We start from the raw sequence: 18,989 nt of genomic DNA on the forward strand, positions 1-18,989 counted from the left end.
CGAGGCGGGTTTTTGTTTCATGCCGGCTTGGAAACAATAACGGCCAGTGAGGCGAGTTTTCCCTCGCTCAGGCTGCTTATGTAGTTTTTTCGCCGACGCACGAACTCGGCGCCGAGCACGATCTCATTGGCCTGCTGCTGGGCGGGCGAGGGCACGATGCCGGAATTTGCCCGTTTCAACGCCAGCTCGACGTGATCGCCGGTTTCGTCGATGACATCGTCGAGCCGGAATCCGGCTGAAGCAAACAGAGCCTTCAGGGTCTCGCCGTCGACAAGATGGCTGGCCGCCGACGACACCGCCCAAGGCAAGGGATAGTGAGGCTCGCCGTCCGCCAGCACCGCCTCGGTCCAGACAAGCCTGGCTTTCGGCTTCAGCACGCGCCACGCTTGCCCGATGACCGCCGCCTTGTCAGCGATATTCATGCCGACATAGAAGCAGATTGCCGCGTCGAATGTGTCGTCTGCAAAAGGCAGCCTTGTCGCATCGGCCTCATGGAAACGCACTTTGTCACTGAGGCCGCAGAACTCGGTCAATCGGCGGGATGCCTCGACGAACGCCTGCGTCAGGTCGACGCCGTCGACGCTGCACCCATAGGTCTCGGCAAGGAACCGAGCCGGGCCGCCAATGCCGCTGCCGATGTCCAGAACCCGATCGCCGGCGGAGGGCGCAAGACGCGCGGCATGGTCCTGCGTGGCGATCAGCTCGCGGCCATGAAGCTGATCGAACGGATAGAGTTGTTTGGCTGCGAGGCTGCCGGCCTTTGCGTCCGGCACAGCCGACAGGATGCGCTCGACAATGCCGCCGCTGCCATAGTGACTGGTCACATCGCTCATTGCGCTCTCCGACGAGACCCAGCATCCCATCGATGCGGCCCTCGCGCAATGCGCGCCGCCGCCAAGGACGAGGCTTTGACCGGAGTAGGAATTATTTCTTATCTGCATTGACGGGTGAGGGCAGCTTTGCTATGATTTGTCCATGGTGCTGATTTGCGCCACCGACCCGCCCACGAGGCGGGTTTTGTTTTCCTGATGCCCACAACGTGCGGATATCGGATGTCGGCGGGACAGCACCCCCCTCTGGCCTGCCGGCCATCTCCCCCTCAAGGGGGGAGATCGGACTGCCGCCTTGCTTTCGCCAATCGTCAGCGCTGCAAATTGGTCGCGACCCTGGAGCTGCCAATCTCCCCCCTTGAGGGGGGAGATGTCCGGCAGGACAGAGGGGGCGTGAAGGAACGCTATCCTCGGTTCATTCTGCCTTATCCGCGAGGCCTCCCTTGTCCAACCGCTATGCCACCATCATCACCGACGATGACGGCCGCGAGGTCGTCAGCGCCATTGGCGTGTTCGAGGGCGCTGCCCCGCAGGCGCGCATCGGCCGTATCGAGCCGGTCGTGCCGGGCGTGCTGATCGGCATGGTTCGCGGCGGTCCCGTCGATGCCATCGGCGGCTTCGGCTTTCCGCGCGGCGCGCACGACGCAAGGGCGATCGCCAGGGCAAGCCTGAAAGCCCCGTCTGCCGGAAAGCGCCACGCGCCGGCCGCTGATGCAGCCCGCAAGGCCGCCCCAAAACGGTCAAGGGCAAAATCGGCACGGCGCAAGTCCGGCAAGATCAAGTCCGGCAAGATCAAGTCCGGCAAGATCAAGCGGGCAAGGTCGGCAAAGCAGGCGAAGCAGGCAGCGACCGCCGAGCCCGCCGGGATCTCGGATCATGGCTGACCGGACGGCGCCGCGTTCTCGTCCTGGCCGCAAGGCGACTGCCGCCGCTGCCAAGCCGAAGCGGACGAAGAAGACGCTTGGCGATGATTTCCTCGACGCGGTTCGCGCCGATTTCCGCGCCCATGGCGCCGGCGTCATTGCCGCGGTCCGGGCCGACAAGCCCGACCAGTATCTGAAGATCGTGCAATCGGTGCTGCCCAAGGATCTGGCCAAGGATTTGCATGTTTCATCTGACCTGGAAGCCCTGAGCGATGACGAGATCCGCCGCCGCATCCGCGGCCTCGAAGCCGTCCTCGGGCCGTTTGGCGACCAGCCTGAAGGCGCGCCGCCACTATCTGGCGCTGCTGCAGGAGCTGGACCGCAGGCGCAGGACTAACCAGCTTGCCGCCTACCGGCCTTATCCCAGGCAGGCGCAGTTTCACGCCGCCGGCGCGCAGAACCGGGAACGTCTGTTCATGGCCGGCAACCAGCTCGGCAAGACCAAGGCCGGCGGCGCCGAATGGGCCATGCATCTCACCGGCCGCTACCCCGCGTGGTGGCAGGGCAAGACCTTCGACACCCCCGTCAGGCTATGGGCTGCCGGCGTGACGGGCGAGGGCACGCGCGACAACCCGCAGCGCGTGCTGGTCGGCCCGCCGCAGCAGCAGGCGGCATGGGGCACCGGCATGATCCCGGCCAACGCCATTTTGCACACGACCATGGGCCGCGGCGCCCCGGGCGCGCTCGACAGCATCGTGGTGCGCTGGGGCGGCGGCGGCGACGTGCAGGCCGATGAATCGGTGCTTTCGTTCAAGAGCTATGAGAAGGGCCGCGAAAAGTGGCAGGGCGAAACCCTGCATGGCGTCTGGTTCGACGAGGAGCCGCCGCTCGATATCTATTCCGAAGGCCTGACCCGCACCAACGCCACCGGCGGCATCACCATCGTGACGTTCACGCCGCTGCTGGGCATGAGCGACGTGGTGTTGCGGTTCTTGACGGCGCAGGAGGTTCTCCCTTCCCCCCTTGTGGGGTGAGCAGCTGGTTCGCGAAGCGAATTCGTCGTGCCAGTGGCACGACGAAAGGCCGGCGAACGCCGGGACGCTGCGGAGCAGCGGGGACCCGGCGGGTTGGATCGGCCACCACCCGGCCCTTCGCAGGCTCAGGGCGTTCGAAGCTCGAAAAGCCAAGCAATTGGCTTTTCGTCCGCCACGCGGACCGCTTCTCACCCCACAAGGGGAGAAGGTAAGAACCGCCACGCCCGGCGCAAATATCGTGCGCGACAACATCATACGACATTACTTTGAATCAGTTCGGCAGGCTCTACGTCCTGTCACGTCGCTATCTTGACCCCGAGATCAGCGGCGCCTCAGGCGATTGCCGGCAATGATGATTGCCATACGGCGTGGTGCGATATCTGGTTGTGCTCGATGCAATCGGTTGCCAGTTTGCTGATTTCAGTATCGGCGGACGCCTGCGCCCATTCGACGAACGCGTCAACAACGACCAACCTCGCCCGGCTGGCCAGCCCCAGGCCGTAACGTCGCACTACCGGCTCTGAATGGTCGAGCATCGCACGGATCATGCCTGATGCATCATCTCGCCATTGCCCGGAGATATCGGCGATCGCCGAAAACGGCGTTTGCGGCCTGAGCAACGCGGCGTGCTGACGCGCAAGCTTTAACTGCCAGTCTTTTGCAAAGCGCACAAATTTGACGGCTCCCATGCGTACACCATCGTGATAATCATCAAGGGCAAACAACGCCTGCGCGAGATGCTGACCATCGTTCCGCGTACTGCATCGCAAGATAGACTCCACGGCATCGAAGCGCGTGCGCGGGTTGCTGTCCCCAAGCAGCGCGGCCAGCTCACCCACCATCGAACTTATGTTCTGGTTTTGAAAGGTGGCAATAAACGCACCCGCCGCTCGCGTCTCAGCATTGGCAGATGTCAGCAGGAGACGAAGGCTTTCCAACGGCACCGTCTTGCCGAGCTCGCCGAGAAGGTCGTTGGCAAGCGCGCCATCGTCATCATGCGGGGACGACAGCAGCCGCTCCAGCATCTCCTGACCTGTCATGGCATTTGTCGATTTGCCGAGTGGCAGCAGGATCTTACCGCCTTCGCTGAAAAAAAGATGAGCAACCTCGCTGTCCTCGGCGGACAGGCGCATCGCCTCGAATAGATCTGTCATGGCAAAGAGTGGCTGTCCCACCCGCGTAGAGTACAGGCCGCGCAGAATGCACCAGCCCAGACGCATCGATGTCGCCGATGCACGGCAAGACCTACCGCATAAAGCGATAAAGGAAAAGATGAGAGCGAAGCTTTCCCGTTTCGGCGCGTTGCGGAATTGCGAACCGCGACTAGACTGGTGGCCAGGTTGTCGAGGAACCAAGTCCATGAACAGGCGGCAGGTATTGACAGGCGGTTTGTCGTCGCTTGTCGTGTCGCCGGCGGGTGGTGCTGAGGTGTCAAAGCCCCAGGTGCCCAAATGGCGACCCTCGTTTTCACAACCCATCGATCGCATCGAGGAACGGTTCGGCTATTACTTCGACAGAGGCCGTGACTTTGCCATCCTTGAAAACGGCACCTGCGTGCTGACGGAAGCCGGCCTGTCCGATGAGGCGGCAGCCATGGCCGCCATCCAGACGCTTGCCATGATTTACAACTATCACCCGGACATGAAGCCGTCCGACATGGATGATGGCAACGTGCTGGTCAGCTACAATCATCCAGCCTTCAATGTCGTGCTTTCCGACGTTGCGAATGCGCATTGGCAAGAGATCGAGGCCCGCCACCAGGATGGGCTGGCTACGGGCGAGGTGCTGATCACGCCGCTGGGGCAGAATGTGTTCGATGAGCTCGGCAAAAAGGCGCTGCTTGGCAGGTGCTACATGTTCATGGATGCGCAGGCGCCAAAGGTGATCCGCATCAAACCCAGTTGATAAGTCGAATCAGGGGTATTTGGTGCCGGCAAGTTGCCTGGCACGACCTTCGGCGGTTGGCGATTTGCGCGTTAATGGGCCGCACAATATTTTCTCTCGACCGGTATACTGATATATATAGAGCATACAGGATTGATTGGGAGTGTCGGGGACGCAGACCTCGCGTTTGAACCCTGTTCCTGGATCGGTACGGGTTCTGCAGATTTTTTTACTCGTATCGTAAGGAACATTCGCCTGGCTGGTGCATGCCGATGCACTGGCGGCAATGGCGACAACGATTGCAATCCGAATCATGTGTTCCCTCAAGTCTTGGGTCAGCTTCGCATTGATGAGCGGTGGTATCAATGGCCACACTCTATTGGAGCATGCTTGCATGACCCGTCACGTCACCTTCATGACCATAGACGACGTCGAACACTATTCGCCGGACGAGCGTGCCGCGATCATCGCCGCCTATCCCGAACATGAGCGCGAAGCGAGGGCCAAGGGCATTCCGGTGCTGGGCTCCGGCCGCATCTTTCCGATTGCCGAGGAGCTGATTGCCTGCGAGCCGTTCCGGCTGCCGCGCTACTGGCCGCGGATCGGCGCCCTCGATTTCGGCTGGGACCATCCGTCGGCCGCGGTCGAGCTGGCCTGGGATACGGAGGCCGATGTCGTCTATATCTCCAAGGCGGCGCGGGCCTCGCAGCAGACGCCGGCCATGCAGGTACTGGCCCTGAAGCCGTGGGGCGAGTGGCTGCCCTGGGCTTGGCCGCGCGACGGCCGCCGCGAGACGCTGGAAGGGGCGGGCACCGCACTTGCCAGACAATATTCCGCGCATGGGCTGAACATGCTGTCGGGCCACGCCCGCTTCGCCGACGGCTCGGTCTCGGTCGAGGCCGGGCTGATGGAGATGCTCGACCGCATGCAGTCCGGCCGCTTCAAGGTGTTCTCGTCGCTGCTGCCCTGGTTCGAGGAATTTCGGCTTTACCATCGCAAGGACGGCAAGGTGGTGAAACTGCGCGACGATTTGATGGCCGCGACGCGCTACCGCAAACTGACGCTCGCCTATGTCAGCGGCGCCGGCACTTTGCCGACGGCGGCCAACGGCATCTGGCTGATGTTCGACCGGGCCGGCGACAGAGGCGCCGACGGGACGGGAGTAGGAGATTTTTTGGGGCCTGCGTCTTCGGCAACCGACAATATTGTCACTTTCGCGGGCACCACGGGCAAGGTGGGGAAGGATAGTGGGATCGCGGTGTCCAGCCTGGCGCCGAAGGCCAGCCCGACATTTACCGGGACGCCAACGGGGCCGACCGCAGCGCCTGGAACGAATACCACGCAATTGGCTACAACGGGGTTCGTCAAGGCTGGGTTTGATCTGAAACTTGATAGCCGACCCAACCTTGGTGTCGTCGCGCAGACGATCACCGATTGGAACAACGCCCTGGACAATGGCTGGTATATGGCCTCGGCGGCGGCTAATGCGCCAGACGGCGCAAATTGGTTCCTGGGGTTTGTGGAAGCGCACGGAAGCACTGGCTACCGGACGCAGACGGTGCATGATTTCGTCAACGACACTACGGCGGCAGACCAAAAGCTATGGCGGCGCAGGCAGGCTGGCGGTGCCTGGGGAGGATGGATCAAGCTGCAATGGTCGCAGGCCGAACAGGATGCACGCTATGTCCAGTCGTCCACGGCGTTGCTTCAGAAGTTTTATGAAAGCGCGCAGCAGACCATCACATCCGGCGGGTCGCTGACGTTGGCTCATGGGCTTGGGGTGAAGCCGAAAAATTACCTTGCATTCTTACAGTGCACCACTGCTGAGGGTGGCTATTCTATTGGAGACGAAGAACCTGTCTCGATTGGATCGCACGAAGCAAGCACCAATCGAGGCCTAAGTGTCGTTCCCGATGCTACAAATATGGTCGTTAGATTTGGGTCGCAGGCTTCTAGTGCCGTTCAGATTACACGCAAAGACACTGGTGGATTTCTAAATATTACCAATGCAAGCTGGCGGCTTGTCATTAGGGCATGGGCCTAGCATAAATTCCAGTGAATTCTTCAAAAGAAAGATCAAAAGGCCGCTCTCTCTTTCCGAGATATGGCGTCTGCCCAATCCACCACCGAATCTCAATAAGCCTCGGCTATTTTCGTCGTCGAAGCGCTTCTTGATCACCTTTGCCGGAATTCTTCCTAACACTGCATACGGAGGTGCATCTTCGATCACCATCGCAGCGGCGACGACGGCAATGGTGCCGTCGCTCGATTCGCCGTTCCGATCTCCTTTCCGGCCGACGCCACCAAATACCGCCCCGCCAAGGTCTCCAGCGACGTTGTCTCGATGATCGACGCCTAACCGCAAGCAGCTTCGCAAATCGACAACCTGCCTTTCGCGGGCAGAAAGGAAAACCCCAATGGACCGCAACTTCGCGCGGGCGCTTGCGCTCGTCCTCAAATCGGAAGGCGGCTGGTCCGACAATCCGGCCGATCCCGGCGGCGCAACCATGAAGGGCGTGACGCTGGCCAATTTCCGCCGCTACGTGAAGGCGGATGCGACGAAGGACGACCTTCGCCATATCACGGATGCTCAGGTGGCCACGGTCTATCGCCGCTTCTATTGGGATGCCGCTGCGGGCGCCGAGCTTCCCGGCGGTGTCGACTATGCCGTCTTCGACTTCGCCGTGAACAGTGGGCCGGGCAGGGCGGCTAAATATCTGCAGGCGGCAGTTGGCACCGCACAGGACGGCAGGATCGGCCCGGCCACGCTCAAAGCTGTCGGCGCCAGGCCACCGGGCGCAGTCATCGACGATCTTTGCGATGCCCGCCTGGCATTCCTGCGGCGGCTGCCGACCTGGCCGGTTTTCGGCAAGGGTTGGAGCGATCGCATCCGGTCGGTCCGTTCCCAGGCGCTGTTGATGTCGGCACTACAGCCCGCGGCACCTTTGCCGGGCACCCCGCCCCAGCCATCAGCGCTCTCGCCGAAGCCCGGCAGTGCGATGCCGCCGGTGTCTACCGGCGGGCGCGTCAGCCCCGTCGAACGCCTGCCGTTCTGGCGTGCGCTGCTTCAAATCCTGAAATCGATTTTCGCAAGGAGTTCGACATGATCGCCGTCTTCATCCGCATCGGCTTGCGTTACGGCGCCGGTGTTCTGGTCGCGCGTGGCCTGCTCGGCGCCGACGACGCGGCGGCATTTTCTTCCGACCCCGACATTCAAGCGCCGGTCTCGCCATCGCCTCGGTCACCGAGACCTGGCACTGGCTGGCCCGCAAATCCGGCTGGGAGCACTGACATGGAAGGGTTTCAACAACTGCTCATCGCCTATCTCGAAGCCGCGAAACCCTATGCTATCGGCTTTGCCGCCGGGCTTGTCGCCGGGTGGCTGCTGTGAGCGCGCTCCTCGCCGTCCTGCTTGGCAACAAAGCGCTGCTGGGCTTCCTGGCATCGGTCATCGCCGCCCTTTGCTGGGGCGCTCACCAGCGGCTGGCCGGCGCCAGGGCCGAGCGCGGCAAACTGGCGGCCGCTGAGGCCGCGGCGCGCGCGGTCGCTGAGCAGGTGCAGAACGACGTCGGCGCATTGCCGGCGGACGCTGTTCGAAAGGAGCTGAAATCATGGGCAAGGGACTGATGCTTGCGCTGCTTGTGGCGCTTGCCGGGTGCACGACTGCTTCGGGCGGCTTCTGCGCGATTTCGAGCCCGCTGCGCCTGTCGGCCGAAGCCGTCGACGTCCTGTCGGACGCCGAGGCGAGAGCGCTCCTGGCGCACAACCGCAAGGGACAAAAGCTCTGCGGATGGAGGCCTTAGCCGATGCACGACCTCTTCGACATGCTCGGCATCAAGGGGCCGGTCGTCGCCGCCGGGCTAGCCGGCGGCGTGCTGCGAGCACTGTCGCGCCATCGCTACAAGCTGCGCGAGATGATTGCCTCGCCGATCTGCGGGGCGCTGGCGGCTGCGTATCTGACGCTGCCTGCCGTCGCCTGGGTCAGGGCAACCGGCATGCCTATCCCCGATCCGGCCGACGATACCACGACGCTCGCCGCCGCCTTTTTGATCGGCGTCTCGGCAATGTGGATTTCCGACATCGTCTTCGAGGTCATCGTGCGGCGGTTCGGCTCGGCCGGCAACGAGTGATGCACTTGAGATGCTGGAAGAAGCCAGCGACAATGCCTACCTAAGGAGCAATCCAATGGAGGTATGATATGGCGACGTCCACCGAACGTGCAGTCCTTGCCGGCGGCTGTTTCTGGGGCATGCAGGATTTGATCCGGCGCTATCCCGGCGTGATCTCTACCCGCGTCGGCTATAGCGGTGGCGATGTGCCCAACGCCACGTATCGCAACCACGGCAGCCATGCCGAAGCCATCGAGATCGTTTTCGATCCGGCCAGGATCAGCTTTCGCACATTGCTCGAATCCTTTTTCCAGATCCACGATCCGACCACCAGGAACCGCCAGGGCAACGATGTCGGAATGAGCTATCGCTCGGCGATCTTCTACACCAGCGACGAGCAGAAGCGCGTCGCCGAAGACACCATCGCCGATGTCGATGCCTCTGGACTGTGGCCGGGCAAGGTCGTCACCGAGCTTGCGCCGATGGGCGATTTCTGGGAGGCGGAGCCAGAGCATCAGGACTATCTCGAGAAATACCCCAACGGCTATACCTGCCACTTTGTCAGGCCGGGCTGGAAGCTTCCGGTCCGCGAAAAGGCTGTTTCGTAACGCAGCCGCTATCGTCTGCTTATCTGGCGGTCCGCGCGATCGGTATGCCGGCCGCCTTGTTGAAGTGGCCGTGCTCGGGCTGCCCATAGATGAACGCGCCGTGGACGGGTTTGCCGTCGACCTCAGAGCCTGAGAACGCGACGGCCTCGATCTTCTTTGTTCCGGTCAGGCTCTGGTTTCGAAGATAGGCGAAGGTTCGCACCGCTTCTCCGACAATTCGATCGAGAAACGGTTTTGGCCGCCTCCCGGGCCGTCGCACGAGGCTTGGAAGGCGCTCTCGTCCCGAAACAAAATGGTGCTGTGCGCAAAGCGCCGGCATGATCTGATAGATTCGGTTGACCGAGCAGGTCATAAATCCTGGGTGAAAAAGAACGAAGTCGACCTCTCCTCTCAGATGCATGGTCCTGCGCAGCAATCTTTGCGCTGCCGATCTGGAGATGACATAGCCTGCGGCGCCCGCGTGCAGGCCATAAAGTCTGGCAAGCGAAAACCCATCATCGAGAGCGACTTCCTTGCGTCCGACCCTCACTTTGGCAAAATGCGTTTCCAGCTTGATCACATCGGCATCGCGCGGCACCCATCGATCGGAAGCAAGCAGCGAGCCGGCGCCCGCGCCGAAAACGACGTCGTCCTCGAAAACCGCGCCATATTGATCCGCGCCGTTCGCAACGATCTCCCAACACGAGCGGTGGCTCAGGAAACAGCAAACCTCAGCAGCGCTTAGCGGGCTTTTGGCGACAGAGCAGCAATCGGGGCAATCGATGGCGGAGACACGCTCAAATGGTACTCCGATCCGGCCGAACTCGGACGCGACATGCGCCAGCCGATCGCGAGAACGATCAAGATTGATCACCAGACACCTCATCAGCGCCCCCTTGTCCGGTGATCAGTGAATATCACGTTCCCGTGATTGCACAAAATTTGCTTACGTGCGGGGCAGTGGGTAGCGGCGTACGGTGCCGCCGGTTGGTTTTGGAGGTTGGGTGGACATTGACGGCGTCCCCCGCGTGGCGCGAGCCTTTACCGTGCGCGCCTAGACGAGTCGCCCTAGAAGCCGAAGAATTGCCGACCGATCATGTATCCGAGCGCGACGACCACAAGGGGAAACAGGGCGGGCGTCAGCCCACCAAGAGCGGAGGTCTTTGGCTGTTGCCTGGAGATGGTCCTGGGTGCATTGCCGAGATTCTTGGTCATCCAGTATAGTAGCAAGCGCTGATTAACGATTCCGTAACCCGATCGAGGCCGCCGCGGCTTTTTGCGTTTCTGGCGCGACCTTGACAATGCCCAGCCCGTGACGCAACTGGGCCGTCTTTGAGAGCATTGTGAGGCAAGGTCAATGCGGGTGACGCTCGTTTTGAAGGGCGTAATACCCTGCCGAGGTTACGGTGGGATTCAGCGTCAGGTCGAATGGCTGGCCACGGAGATGGTTCGTCTCGGACACGAAGTCGTGGTGATCGCTGGCCCTGGCTCCAGCCACCCGCTCTTCGAAGTCCGGCACGCTTCGACCGATGCCGAATGCCGGGCAGCCATTCCGCGCGACACGCAAATCGTCCACACCCATAGTTGGCCCGTCGAGGTGCCATTTCCAACGCTGAATACGCAGCGCGGCTTTATGCCGGACCAGCCCATGCCAGTTGCGAACTGGAGCTTTATCAGCGCCAATCATGCCCGCCAGCATGGGCGCGAGACATTCGTCTACAATGGCTTTCCGGTGGACGCCTATCGTTTGTCGGCTGCAAAGGGCGACCGCCTGCTATTTCTCGCCGGCATTGCACGATCAAGCAAAGGCCTCAACCGCGCCGTCGATCTCGCCAAAAAATTCGATTTCGGTCTCGATATCGCCGGTGGCTCGCGTTGGAAACTGCTGGGCCGAAGTCAGACCCGCCGCGAAGGGTTGTTTTTCAAGAGCCTTGGCAGGCGATACCGTTTCCACGGAATCGTTGACGGCGAGCCGAAGCTTCGCCTTCTCGGCGAAGCGCGAGCCTTCCTCAACCCCATCGCCTGGGAGGAGCCGTTCGGCAACGCACCGGTCGAAGCCATGTTGTGCGGCACTCCGGTGCTGACGACGACGCGAGGCGCATTGCCCGAGACGGTCGATGCCGACAGCGGGCGCTTCTTTGAGACCGATGAAGAATTTGCGGCCGCTTTCGAGGCCGTCGCCGACCTTACGCCTCAGCAATGCCGCGAATCGGCCGCGACGAGATTTCCCATCCAAAAAGCGGCGCGCGGCTATCTGGATCTCTATGCCCGCATCCTTGACGGCGAAGCGCTTCCTTGACGACCGGCGATCCAATCCTCTTCGTCGGCTTCCCCGCGGTCGGCGACTTCGTCCGTTGCCATTCCGCCATCCAGATCATTGCCGCGCGATTTCCTGATCGCCCCATAGATGTCGTCACCTCGCCCGTTGCAGCGCCGCTGGCGCGCCTGATGCCGCATGTCAGGAAGGGCTGGGCGCTTGCCAAGCGTCATCAGCGCCCCGGTTTTGGCGAGCGCAGCCGCCTGGTTGGCGAGTTGCGCAAGGAAAATTACCGTACGGCCTATCTGATGACCAGCAGCACCAAGGCGGCGCTGATGGCGTTCATGGCCGGAATAGAGGAGCGCATCGGCTATCCGCAGGAGTTGCAATTCGGCCTCCTCAATCGCTTCCCCGCCGGCTGGTTGGCCCATCTATGGGCCTTCGGACCCCGCAAGACGCGGCTGTTCGAGGAGGTCTGCTCGATTGCCTCGCTTGGCGAAAAGCCGGCTGCGGGCGCAGAGTGGCCGGCGCCCCGGCTTGTGGTCGATCCGGCCGAACTGGACGAATGGCGCCAGCACAAGAAGATCGATGCCGACCGACCGGCACTGGCGCTCTATACTGCCGACATTGAGAATTTCCGCTCATGGCCCGTCGAGCGCTTCATTTCGATCGCCAGAGACCATCATGATCGCGGCTGGGCAATCTGGATTGTAGGCGGACCGCGCGAGCACGCCGGTGCCGCAAAAATCCGCGCCGCCATTCCTGAGGCAATCGACTTCACCTCGACCCCGTCGATTGCTGACGCGATGTGCCAAATCGCTGCGTCGACCATGTTCCTCGGGGTTGATGGCGGGATTTCCCACGCCGCCGCTGCCCTGAACGTCCCATGCGCGCTCATCTACGGGCTGAATCGCCCCTATGTGCATGGGCCTGTAAACAACCATGTTCGCTTTATCGAACCGCCGCTTTCGACGCCCAGCTGGGTCAAGGACACGCGCGGCGTCAGCGAAACTCGGGTGAGGGAGGTTCTGGCTGACCTCTCAGCCGGTATTGCCAACTGACCGGTGGCCTCGCCGGCCCCAAGCGTCTGATCAAACGCTCCGTGGGGGCAACCATAGCCCCGTTTCGGGTTTACCCCTTGACACTACCCCTTGGCCCTGCGGTTTTCGGGCTCGTGATTGCCGACCCAATGTGCACGGATGCGGTCGCTGGCTTCAAGGTAGGCCATGTCGATGAGGTAGGTCAGAAGCTTCTGGCCGTCGGCTTCGGCTTTCTGCCGAAGCTCCCGCAGTATCCCTTGCGCGAACTGCAGGTTCTCCATTTTGCTCGGCTGGTCCATTGGTGCCCCCCAACGTCTGCGTATGAACTTTGCGCTGGCTATGCTGCATGAAGATTGCCGTGAAGTGGATATTGCACGTGCGGACCGCGATCCTGCGAAGGCGCTGGCTGCATGAAAGCCGCCCCATCCGGCTTCAAGATTCGCTACACTATGTGACGGAAAGAAAATAAACAAAGCGTTCTTTTGTACAAGACAGGAAGATTCCTTCAGTTCACACCACGAGATACTTGGACAGCATAGTTGACGTAACGATATTGCGTGGTCTTAAGCTCTCGTTTCCAAACAAAACGTCGCATCGTTGCAACCACAAGACGAATTCCAGCTGACCGGGGCCGCTCCGTAGTCAATCGCCGGTTACAAACGGCATGGGTCTCAGCCCAGGGCTTTGGCCAACCCATCGTTCCACGGCAGCGCAGGCCGGATGATCTACCGCCCGCCTTGGATTGACGCCAAGCGGGCTTTTTGCGTTTGGCTTCTGCCGGGTGAAATGTTGTCGGACCCGGTCCTGTCGGCATCGGGCGGTTTCGAGAACGATTTCCTGCCTGCCGGCTGTCTGCGCCGCTCGCGCTAGGCCGACTTGCGTTGCGGCAAGCTAGACGGCGTCTCGACACCGTCAGAAATCGGTTCGGCTGTCCGGTTTGTCGGCTCGTCATTGACCCAGTCGTGCTCGAATTGCCGGGCAGCAGGCAAGGGTTGCAACCAGTGCTCACGGCGATTGACCCAGAGTTCATAGCTGGGCTCCAGCCCTTCGGTGGGCACCTCATCGAGGCTGCCAATTGTCACTTCCACCTCATTCTCCCGAACCAAAGGCACCCGGCCGCCGCAGGTGGGACAAAAACTTCTGTCGCCGTAGCTGTTGACGATACCCGTCGTTTCGAACGCCTCGAGCGGCCACACTCCAAACGTCGAAAAAGCCGACCCGCTAGCCTTGCGGCAGTCCTTGCAATGGCAAAGGCCAATCCGAAAGGGATCTCCCGTCACCGAAAACTGGATGCCGCCGCACAGGCAGCTGCCGCTCCGCCTTGTATCATTGGGCATGACCGCTCCTCCATCTGGTTGGGCATCACACCGCTACATCTTGCAGCGCCATGCGCACAATCAATTCACGCGCGGCGCAAGGGTTCCATGTCGCCTCGCGCAATGCATCGTCTGAACCCGGGAGCGCCATGGCAACGACCGCCGCAAGGCTGCTGGATATGTCAGTTCGGGAATCGAACACCGGTTCCCGGCACCAATAGACACGGCACTGGCCATCACGTGTCGGAACGGAGGCAGCGACCGGCACCTCCGGCCAGTCGCACTCGTTGCCGTATTGGCGGACATAGCGATCGTAAGTATTCCGGCCGGTCGTCAACACCGCCGAGTGATGGCTCTGGATCAGGCGCTGCGTCTCCTCGCAGGTCATCGAACGCGTGTCGGGTCGGGCGTAGGCCGTGCTTGTCGCGACAAACAACGCCGTTCCGATGATCCCTGCGATTGCTTGTGATGTCATGGCGATCCATATCCTAAAATACTGCCAGCTATTTCAACAGCGAAATAATGCCGATAATGATGACAACGATCTGCGCGATCTGCCTCGTGCGGCCATCGAGCGGCAGACGCTGGACGAGATAGAGCACCAGGATGATCACCAGGAAAGTGATTAGAATGCCGATAAGTACCGATGAAGCCATGTCCCTCACTCCGTCTGGCTACGTCTGAGAAGAGTACGCAGCGGCAAACGCTCTGGCCCTTGATTGGTTCCTGTCGATGCGAAGCCATCGGGAACGTAAAGGCTGCGAAACAGCGTTCCGCGGCCTTTGAAGCTGAACGCCGATCAGGGCCTGTTTGCCGCAATGGTTGTCGTTTGCCACGCAGACGATGCCGAGCACGATCTCGGCGCAGCGCGCGACAGCGAGATCGACGATCACATGCGGCTGGCCGAAAGCCGGCAGCCCAATGATCATCGCGGTATAGCCGGCAAGTGCGGCGCCATAGGCTTCCGGATTGCGCAGCAGCGACGAAACCAGCGTGCACAGCCCAATCCAGACGGACAGCGCCGTGACCAGCAGCCAGGGATTGGTGCCGAAAACCGAGGTGATGCCGATCGCCGCAAGTCCACCGGCCAGCGTGCCGAGCAGCCGGTAAAAACCTTTCGCCAGCACCATGCCGGCGACCGGCTGGGCGACGATGAAGACCGTCATCATCGCCCATTGCGTCGGCGACACAGTTCCAGGCAACTTGTTGCTGGCCTCAGGCGGGGCTAACGGGAGAACCGCCTCGGGTTGACGAGCTTCCGACAAAGACGGCCGCATCACGTTCTACAACGAGGCCGCTGCCGACGTTTGGGGCATCGTCCGGTCATTGGCCGAGACCTGTGGTGCGGTTCGTGAAAACTCCGTCACCTCGATGGTCGGCCGATGTCGCATGCTGAGTGCCCGATGGCCGTTTCCATGGTTGAAGGAAGCGATATCCCGTAGGACCAGGCCATTGCAGAGCGGCCGGACGGCGAACTTATTTCGTTTAGAGCCCAACCACGCCTGCTCCGCGACGTATCGGGCGAAATTGTCGGCGCCATCAACAGCTGCTTGATCTGCGCACGCAAACGCAAGCCGACGAAGCCCGCATCCGGTCATCATTTCGATGATCTGTGAGACGAGCAAATCGGCGGGCAGTCCGGCGACATTCCTCGAACAGGTGCGATAGCGCATCTCGGCGCTTTCGCAATCGCACGATCTCCTGGTCGACGCCGTATGGCGCGGCGCCAGCATCGGCGACCTGCTCAAGGCGCAACTCAAAGCTTTCGCGGCGCAGGACCGTTTGTCGGTGGCCGGGCCTGTGATCACACTTCGCCCGAATGCCGTGCAGTATCTCGGCATCGCTTTCACGAACTGGCCACCAATTCCGCATAGAGCACTGTCACGTCACGGCGGACGAGTCGAAATCGAATGGGATACGGCGCCGGCAACCGACGGCACCGATACCTTTAGCTTGATCTGGCGTGAATTGGGTGGGCCGAACCTGAGTGGGACGACGCGCCGCGGTTTTGGCTCCGTCGTGCTCAAGCGGGTTGCACCACAAGCGCTTAGCGGCACCGGACAACTAAAATTTGGGGAACAAGGCGTTGTCTGGACGCTCAAGGCGCCGCTGCGCTCGGTCCAAATCTCTCTCGCGGATTTTTGTCGATTGAAAGAGCGGGTCGCGCCTTAGGACAATCCCAGCAGGGGAGCGGTTTGGCCGCCTGTGGTGTCGGAATTGCCGATGCCAGGCAGTTCGTGCTTATCGTCGGCAACCGAAGTCAATCTCCCCGCCTCGACGGAGGTCAGTCCGTCCAACTCCATCACCGCGCCGTAGAGTTGGGCCGTCTGCATCACAAGCCGCTCGACATCTTCAAGGGCGACGTTCTCGTCCAGGTTACGCAATCGTATGTCCTCGGCAACCACCGCAATATTGACCATTCCGCGCGAGCGCAGCGCGCCCAGGACCCGTGAATTGAGATCCTCCCGTAGCCGAGCCGAATATCCGTAGCGCATGGAAACCTTCCTTTCAGGAGCCGGTTGTCCCGTCGTGGTCAAGATGCGCCAACGACCTTCAGATGGCAAGAAGAATATAAAATATTCTTAAGTAATCAAGTAGTTAGCAGACTGCGCGGGTTGTGCTATCGGCGTGTCTTCCTCATCGTTGGTCTTCTATGTGAGTCACCCATCAGCCTCTCTTGACGCGCTGCACGGGGACCCCTAGCTATACTGCAATTGAGACACATACTAACTCACCATATTTTTTGGTCTTGACGGTTGGAGGCGCGAATGGCCGAGCTGGAACGACCCGAGCGACTGCAGATCATGCTGACAGCCGAGGAATTGGCTGCCTTGGAAAACTGGCGCTTCGAAAAGCGCATGCCAAGCCGGTCCGCGGCGGTGCGGGAACTGCTGCGGCGCGGCTTGGATGCGGATGGATTCCTGACTGCGGGACAAGGAACTAAGTCTCAGGACTTTGGAATTCTGGGCAGCAGTGTGACTGGCGACGGCCAGTCGGGCGAGTAATCCGACGGCGGTTAGCCAACAATCGCTTTTTCTGGAAGTGCCGCTACCAATTTATTGCAGTGGCGGAAACGCAAAGCGGGTCGGCTCTCGGCAGGGTACTGGTCTCAGCAGGGTACTCTTGGCGTATGGTTGCAAAGCCCGCTCCGGTTCGCCGGAGCGGGCTTTTTGCGTTTTCCGAACAGGAAATGGTCGCGATCGCTTTCAGATACGCTCAAGGTTCTCTTCGCACTCCATGCACGTGACGCTGTGACCGGGGCACCTGAGCCGGTGTGTTCCTCCAGGGCAGCAATGGCCGTTCGAGCTCGCCCACCGGGCACAGACAAACACCTTGCGGGTTCCGTGGCATTGTGGACATTCTATCGGACGCGCCAGCAGAGCCTCGTTTTCCGAGACACGGCATTCCCTCTCAAGAACCTGGACCATCTGAAACCCCAAGGCCGAAATACGGCTAAGCTATCCATACCCGGAAAGCCTAAATTAGAATTTAATCACATAGATCACGAGCCTTCCGAGGGGGAAGTTTCGCGGATGGCGATCTCAGTCCGCCGCAGTCCGCCGCGCGTGTCTCATTCCCAATTTCGGCCGTCTCAAGATCAAGCTCCGGTTGCTCCCGGCATCGGTCGACCCGCGATTTTGCCCACCGATTTTCGCATTCGGATCGTTATAGGCTTTCGCTTTGCTGGAGCGGCGTTAAAGCTGCCCGGCAAATGCCTGAGCGGGAACAGTCCGTTCCTGCGTCGGTTCGTTTGGACAAGGATGTCTGCCAATGACATTGATGGGCGCAGCGGCACTTTTGATCCTTGTCCTGACTTATGCCGGCGTCGCAGTCGGGCGTATTCCAGGCCTCCGTCTCGACCGGGCAGGGATCGCCTTGCTGGGGGGGGCGGCGATGATCGCCATCGGCGCACTCAGTATGGAAGATGCCTATCGCGCCATCAATTTCGACACCATTACGCTGCTGCTCGGGATGATGATCGTGGTGGCGCATCTGAAGGTGTCCGGCGCCTTCCGGGCGCTTGGCGCCTACGCTATCGAGCATGCGCACGCGCCTTTCGTGCTGCTGGTGATGGTGACGCTGTTGACCGGCGTGTTGTCGGCGTTCCTGGTCAACGACGCCATCTGCCTGGTCATGGCGCCGATCGTCGTCCACGTCACCCGTGTTATCAATCGCAATCCCATTCCCTATCTGATCGCCACCGCCACCGCGTCCAACTGCGGCAGCGTCGCTACCATCACCGGCAACCCGCAGAACATGGTCATCGGCGCGCTGTCGGGAATTCCCTACCCAGCCTTTTCGGCCGCCCTGGCGCCGGTTGCCCTCTTCGGCCTCGTCGCGGTCATCGTCATCGTGCGCATCGTCTACCGCGCCGAATTCGCCCGCACCGCCGATCTCAACCCGGAAGTCTATCGCGGCCGCATGCTGCCGGGACAGGTGCTGAAGGCGGTGGTTGTCTGCATTGGCCTGGCCATCGCCTTCTTCGCCGGCGTTCCGGTTGCCAAGGCAGCGCTCATCGGCGGCGCCATCCTGTTGCTCACCCGCGCCATCAAGCCGGCACGCATCTACCGCGAGATCGACGGCCCGCTGCTGTTCATGTTCGCCGGCCTGTTCATCGTTGTCGCCGGCGCCGAAAAGACGCTGCTGACACCCGACATCATCGCCTCGGCCAAGAACCTCGGGCTGGACGACGTCTGGCGGCTATCGGGCTTCACCGCGGTGCTCTCCAACATCATGAGCAATGTTCCGGCCGTGCTGGCGCTGCGGCCATTCATACCCGGCCTTGAAAACCCCGGGCGTGCCTGGCTGGTGGTGGCGATGAGCTCGACGCTGGCCGGCAACTTCACCTTGCTCGGCTCAGTCGCCAACCTGATCGTCGCCGAACAGGCGCGGGCGGCCGGCACGCAGCTGTCCTTCTCAGCCTTCTTCAAGGTCGGCCTGCCACTGACGCTGCTGACCCTTGCCGTCGGGACGGCATGGCTGGCGGCTGGATTCTAGAGCAATTCCAGGAAAAGTGTGAAACGGTTTTCCGTCCGGATTGCGTCAAAACAAAGAGATAGAGTGTTTCG

25 protein-coding genes and 1 pseudogene are annotated in these 18,989 nt (G+C 61.3%); 16 read left to right on the forward strand and 10 right to left on the reverse strand.

Annotated features, from left to right (window positions below; all coding sequences use genetic code 11):
* Positions 1–17: 17 nt before the first annotated feature.
* Positions 18–833 (reverse strand): class I SAM-dependent methyltransferase, encoded by an 816-nt coding sequence (locus ACYG9V_RS14530; protein WP_352764050.1) that lies wholly within the window; start codon positions 831–833, stop codon positions 18–20.
* 440 nt (positions 834–1,273) lie between these two features.
* On the opposite strand from ACYG9V_RS14530, the gene ACYG9V_RS14535 reads away from it, so the two are divergent.
* Genes ACYG9V_RS14535 through ACYG9V_RS14545 form a run of 3 tightly spaced genes read left to right on the forward strand, consistent with a single transcriptional unit; the run spans position 1,274 to position 2,727 of the window.
* Positions 1,274–1,714, forward strand: coding sequence for a hypothetical protein (locus ACYG9V_RS14535; protein ID WP_023753161.1), 441 nt, complete (start codon positions 1,274–1,276; stop codon positions 1,712–1,714).
* Entirely contained in the window at positions 1,707–2,090 is a 384-nt protein-coding gene (locus ACYG9V_RS14540; protein ID WP_023747786.1) for a hypothetical protein, read from the forward strand. The genes ACYG9V_RS14535 and ACYG9V_RS14540 overlap by 8 nt, the downstream gene beginning before the upstream one ends.
* Positions 2,017–2,727 (forward strand): terminase large subunit domain-containing protein, encoded by a 711-nt coding sequence (locus ACYG9V_RS14545; protein ID WP_023753160.1) that lies wholly within the window; start codon positions 2,017–2,019, stop codon positions 2,725–2,727. The genes ACYG9V_RS14540 and ACYG9V_RS14545 overlap by 74 nt, the downstream gene beginning before the upstream one ends.
* Before the next feature lie 332 nt (positions 2,728–3,059).
* Here the strand turns inward: ACYG9V_RS14545 and ACYG9V_RS14550 are convergent, their stop codons facing one another.
* Positions 3,060–3,947 (reverse strand): HEAT repeat domain-containing protein, encoded by an 888-nt coding sequence (locus tag ACYG9V_RS14550; protein ID WP_023753159.1) that lies wholly within the window; start codon positions 3,945–3,947, stop codon positions 3,060–3,062.
* Here ACYG9V_RS14550 and ACYG9V_RS14555 point away from each other — a divergent pair.
* The 8 genes from ACYG9V_RS14555 to msrA all read left to right on the forward strand — a co-directional run bounded on the left by ACYG9V_RS14555 (position 3,928) and on the right by msrA (position 9,328).
* On the forward strand, positions 3,928–4,632 hold the full coding sequence (locus ACYG9V_RS14555; RefSeq protein ID WP_352764052.1) for a hypothetical protein: 705 nt from the start codon (positions 3,928–3,930) through the stop codon (positions 4,630–4,632). The two genes, ACYG9V_RS14550 and ACYG9V_RS14555, sit on opposite strands and share 20 nt — an antisense overlap.
* A gap of 265 nt (positions 4,633–4,897) precedes the next feature.
* Positions 4,898–6,655 carry a phage terminase large subunit family protein gene (locus ACYG9V_RS14560; RefSeq protein WP_460221965.1) on the forward strand — a complete coding sequence of 586 codons (1,758 nt, stop codon included), beginning with the start codon at positions 4,898–4,900 and terminating at the stop codon, positions 6,653–6,655.
* A gap of 373 nt (positions 6,656–7,028) precedes the next feature.
* A complete protein-coding gene (locus tag ACYG9V_RS14565; protein ID WP_352652116.1) occupies positions 7,029–7,718 on the forward strand; it encodes a glycoside hydrolase family 108 protein in 690 nt (229 codons plus the stop codon).
* Positions 7,715–8,002 (forward strand): hypothetical protein, encoded by a 288-nt coding sequence (locus tag ACYG9V_RS14570; RefSeq protein ID WP_352764056.1) that lies wholly within the window; start codon positions 7,715–7,717, stop codon positions 8,000–8,002. The genes ACYG9V_RS14565 and ACYG9V_RS14570 overlap by 4 nt, the downstream gene beginning before the upstream one ends.
* Entirely contained in the window at positions 7,999–8,238 is a 240-nt protein-coding gene (locus ACYG9V_RS14575; RefSeq protein WP_023684348.1) for a hypothetical protein, read from the forward strand. The genes ACYG9V_RS14570 and ACYG9V_RS14575 overlap by 4 nt, the downstream gene beginning before the upstream one ends.
* Complete coding sequence (locus ACYG9V_RS14580; RefSeq protein WP_023671459.1) at positions 8,223–8,414, forward strand: hypothetical protein; 192 nt, start codon at positions 8,223–8,225, stop codon at positions 8,412–8,414. The genes ACYG9V_RS14575 and ACYG9V_RS14580 overlap by 16 nt, the downstream gene beginning before the upstream one ends.
* Positions 8,415–8,417: 3 nt before the next feature.
* Entirely contained in the window at positions 8,418–8,741 is a 324-nt protein-coding gene (locus ACYG9V_RS14585) for a hypothetical protein (protein WP_023671460.1), read from the forward strand.
* A 68-nt stretch (positions 8,742–8,809) separates the two neighbouring features.
* Positions 8,810–9,328 (forward strand): peptide-methionine (S)-S-oxide reductase MsrA, encoded by a 519-nt coding sequence (gene msrA, locus ACYG9V_RS14590; protein WP_352764058.1) that lies wholly within the window; start codon positions 8,810–8,812, stop codon positions 9,326–9,328.
* Between the two features lie 19 nt (positions 9,329–9,347).
* On the opposite strand, the gene ACYG9V_RS14595 is transcribed toward msrA, so the two are convergent.
* Complete coding sequence (locus tag ACYG9V_RS14595) at positions 9,348–10,181, reverse strand: glycosyltransferase family 25 protein (RefSeq protein WP_352764060.1); 834 nt, start codon at positions 10,179–10,181, stop codon at positions 9,348–9,350.
* A 483-nt stretch (positions 10,182–10,664) separates the two neighbouring features.
* Between ACYG9V_RS14595 and ACYG9V_RS14600 the strand changes: the two genes are divergently transcribed.
* Positions 10,665–11,606, forward strand: a complete 942-nt coding sequence (locus ACYG9V_RS14600) for a glycosyltransferase (RefSeq protein WP_023808296.1) — start codon at positions 10,665–10,667, stop codon at positions 11,604–11,606.
* Positions 11,603–12,625 (forward strand): lipopolysaccharide heptosyltransferase II, encoded by a 1,023-nt coding sequence (gene waaF / locus ACYG9V_RS14605; RefSeq protein ID WP_023671465.1) that lies wholly within the window; start codon positions 11,603–11,605, stop codon positions 12,623–12,625. Before ACYG9V_RS14600 ends, waaF begins: the two co-directional genes overlap by 4 nt.
* 83 nt (positions 12,626–12,708) lie before the next feature.
* Here the strand turns inward: waaF and ACYG9V_RS14610 are convergent, their stop codons facing one another.
* From ACYG9V_RS14610 to ACYG9V_RS14635, 6 genes and pseudogenes are all read right to left on the reverse strand, one after another.
* Positions 12,709–12,903 (reverse strand): hypothetical protein, encoded by a 195-nt coding sequence (locus ACYG9V_RS14610; RefSeq protein ID WP_023835341.1) that lies wholly within the window; start codon positions 12,901–12,903, stop codon positions 12,709–12,711.
* A 567-nt stretch (positions 12,904–13,470) separates the two neighbouring features.
* The gene (locus tag ACYG9V_RS14615) at positions 13,471–13,941 is read right to left on the reverse strand and encodes a GFA family protein (protein ID WP_352535744.1); all 471 of its coding nucleotides are present in this window, start codon (positions 13,939–13,941) and stop codon (positions 13,471–13,473) included.
* A 25-nt stretch (positions 13,942–13,966) separates the two neighbouring features.
* On the reverse strand, positions 13,967–14,395 hold the full coding sequence (locus ACYG9V_RS14620) for a hypothetical protein (protein ID WP_352764062.1): 429 nt from the start codon (positions 14,393–14,395) through the stop codon (positions 13,967–13,969).
* Between the two features lie 28 nt (positions 14,396–14,423).
* Positions 14,424–14,576, reverse strand: coding sequence for a Thivi_2564 family membrane protein (locus ACYG9V_RS14625; protein WP_352535743.1), 153 nt, complete (start codon positions 14,574–14,576; stop codon positions 14,424–14,426).
* Between the two features lie 180 nt (positions 14,577–14,756).
* Positions 14,757–15,098 (reverse strand): annotated as a pseudogene (locus ACYG9V_RS14630) (FUSC family protein); the annotation flags it as partial.
* A 105-nt stretch (positions 15,099–15,203) separates the two neighbouring features.
* Positions 15,204–15,653, reverse strand: a complete 450-nt coding sequence (locus ACYG9V_RS14635) for a hypothetical protein (protein WP_352535742.1) — start codon at positions 15,651–15,653, stop codon at positions 15,204–15,206.
* Between ACYG9V_RS14635 and ACYG9V_RS14640 the strand changes: the two genes are divergently transcribed.
* Complete coding sequence (locus ACYG9V_RS14640; protein ID WP_352764168.1) at positions 15,622–16,092, forward strand: sensor histidine kinase; 471 nt, start codon at positions 15,622–15,624, stop codon at positions 16,090–16,092. The genes ACYG9V_RS14635 and ACYG9V_RS14640 overlap by 32 nt on opposite strands.
* Here ACYG9V_RS14640 and ACYG9V_RS14645 read toward each other — a convergent pair.
* Entirely contained in the window at positions 16,089–16,415 is a 327-nt protein-coding gene (locus ACYG9V_RS14645) for a hypothetical protein (RefSeq protein ID WP_023730432.1), read from the reverse strand. The genes ACYG9V_RS14640 and ACYG9V_RS14645 overlap by 4 nt on opposite strands.
* A gap of 273 nt (positions 16,416–16,688) precedes the next feature.
* On the opposite strand from ACYG9V_RS14645, the gene ACYG9V_RS14650 reads away from it, so the two are divergent.
* Positions 16,689–16,925 carry a hypothetical protein gene (locus ACYG9V_RS14650; protein ID WP_023671471.1) on the forward strand — a complete coding sequence of 79 codons (237 nt, stop codon included), beginning with the start codon at positions 16,689–16,691 and terminating at the stop codon, positions 16,923–16,925.
* Between the two features lie 766 nt (positions 16,926–17,691).
* The gene (locus ACYG9V_RS14655) at positions 17,692–18,918 is read left to right on the forward strand and encodes an anion transporter (protein WP_352764064.1); all 1,227 of its coding nucleotides are present in this window, start codon (positions 17,692–17,694) and stop codon (positions 18,916–18,918) included.
* Positions 18,919–18,989 lie beyond the last annotated feature (71 nt).

The organism is Mesorhizobium sp. W016, assembly GCF_054719485.1.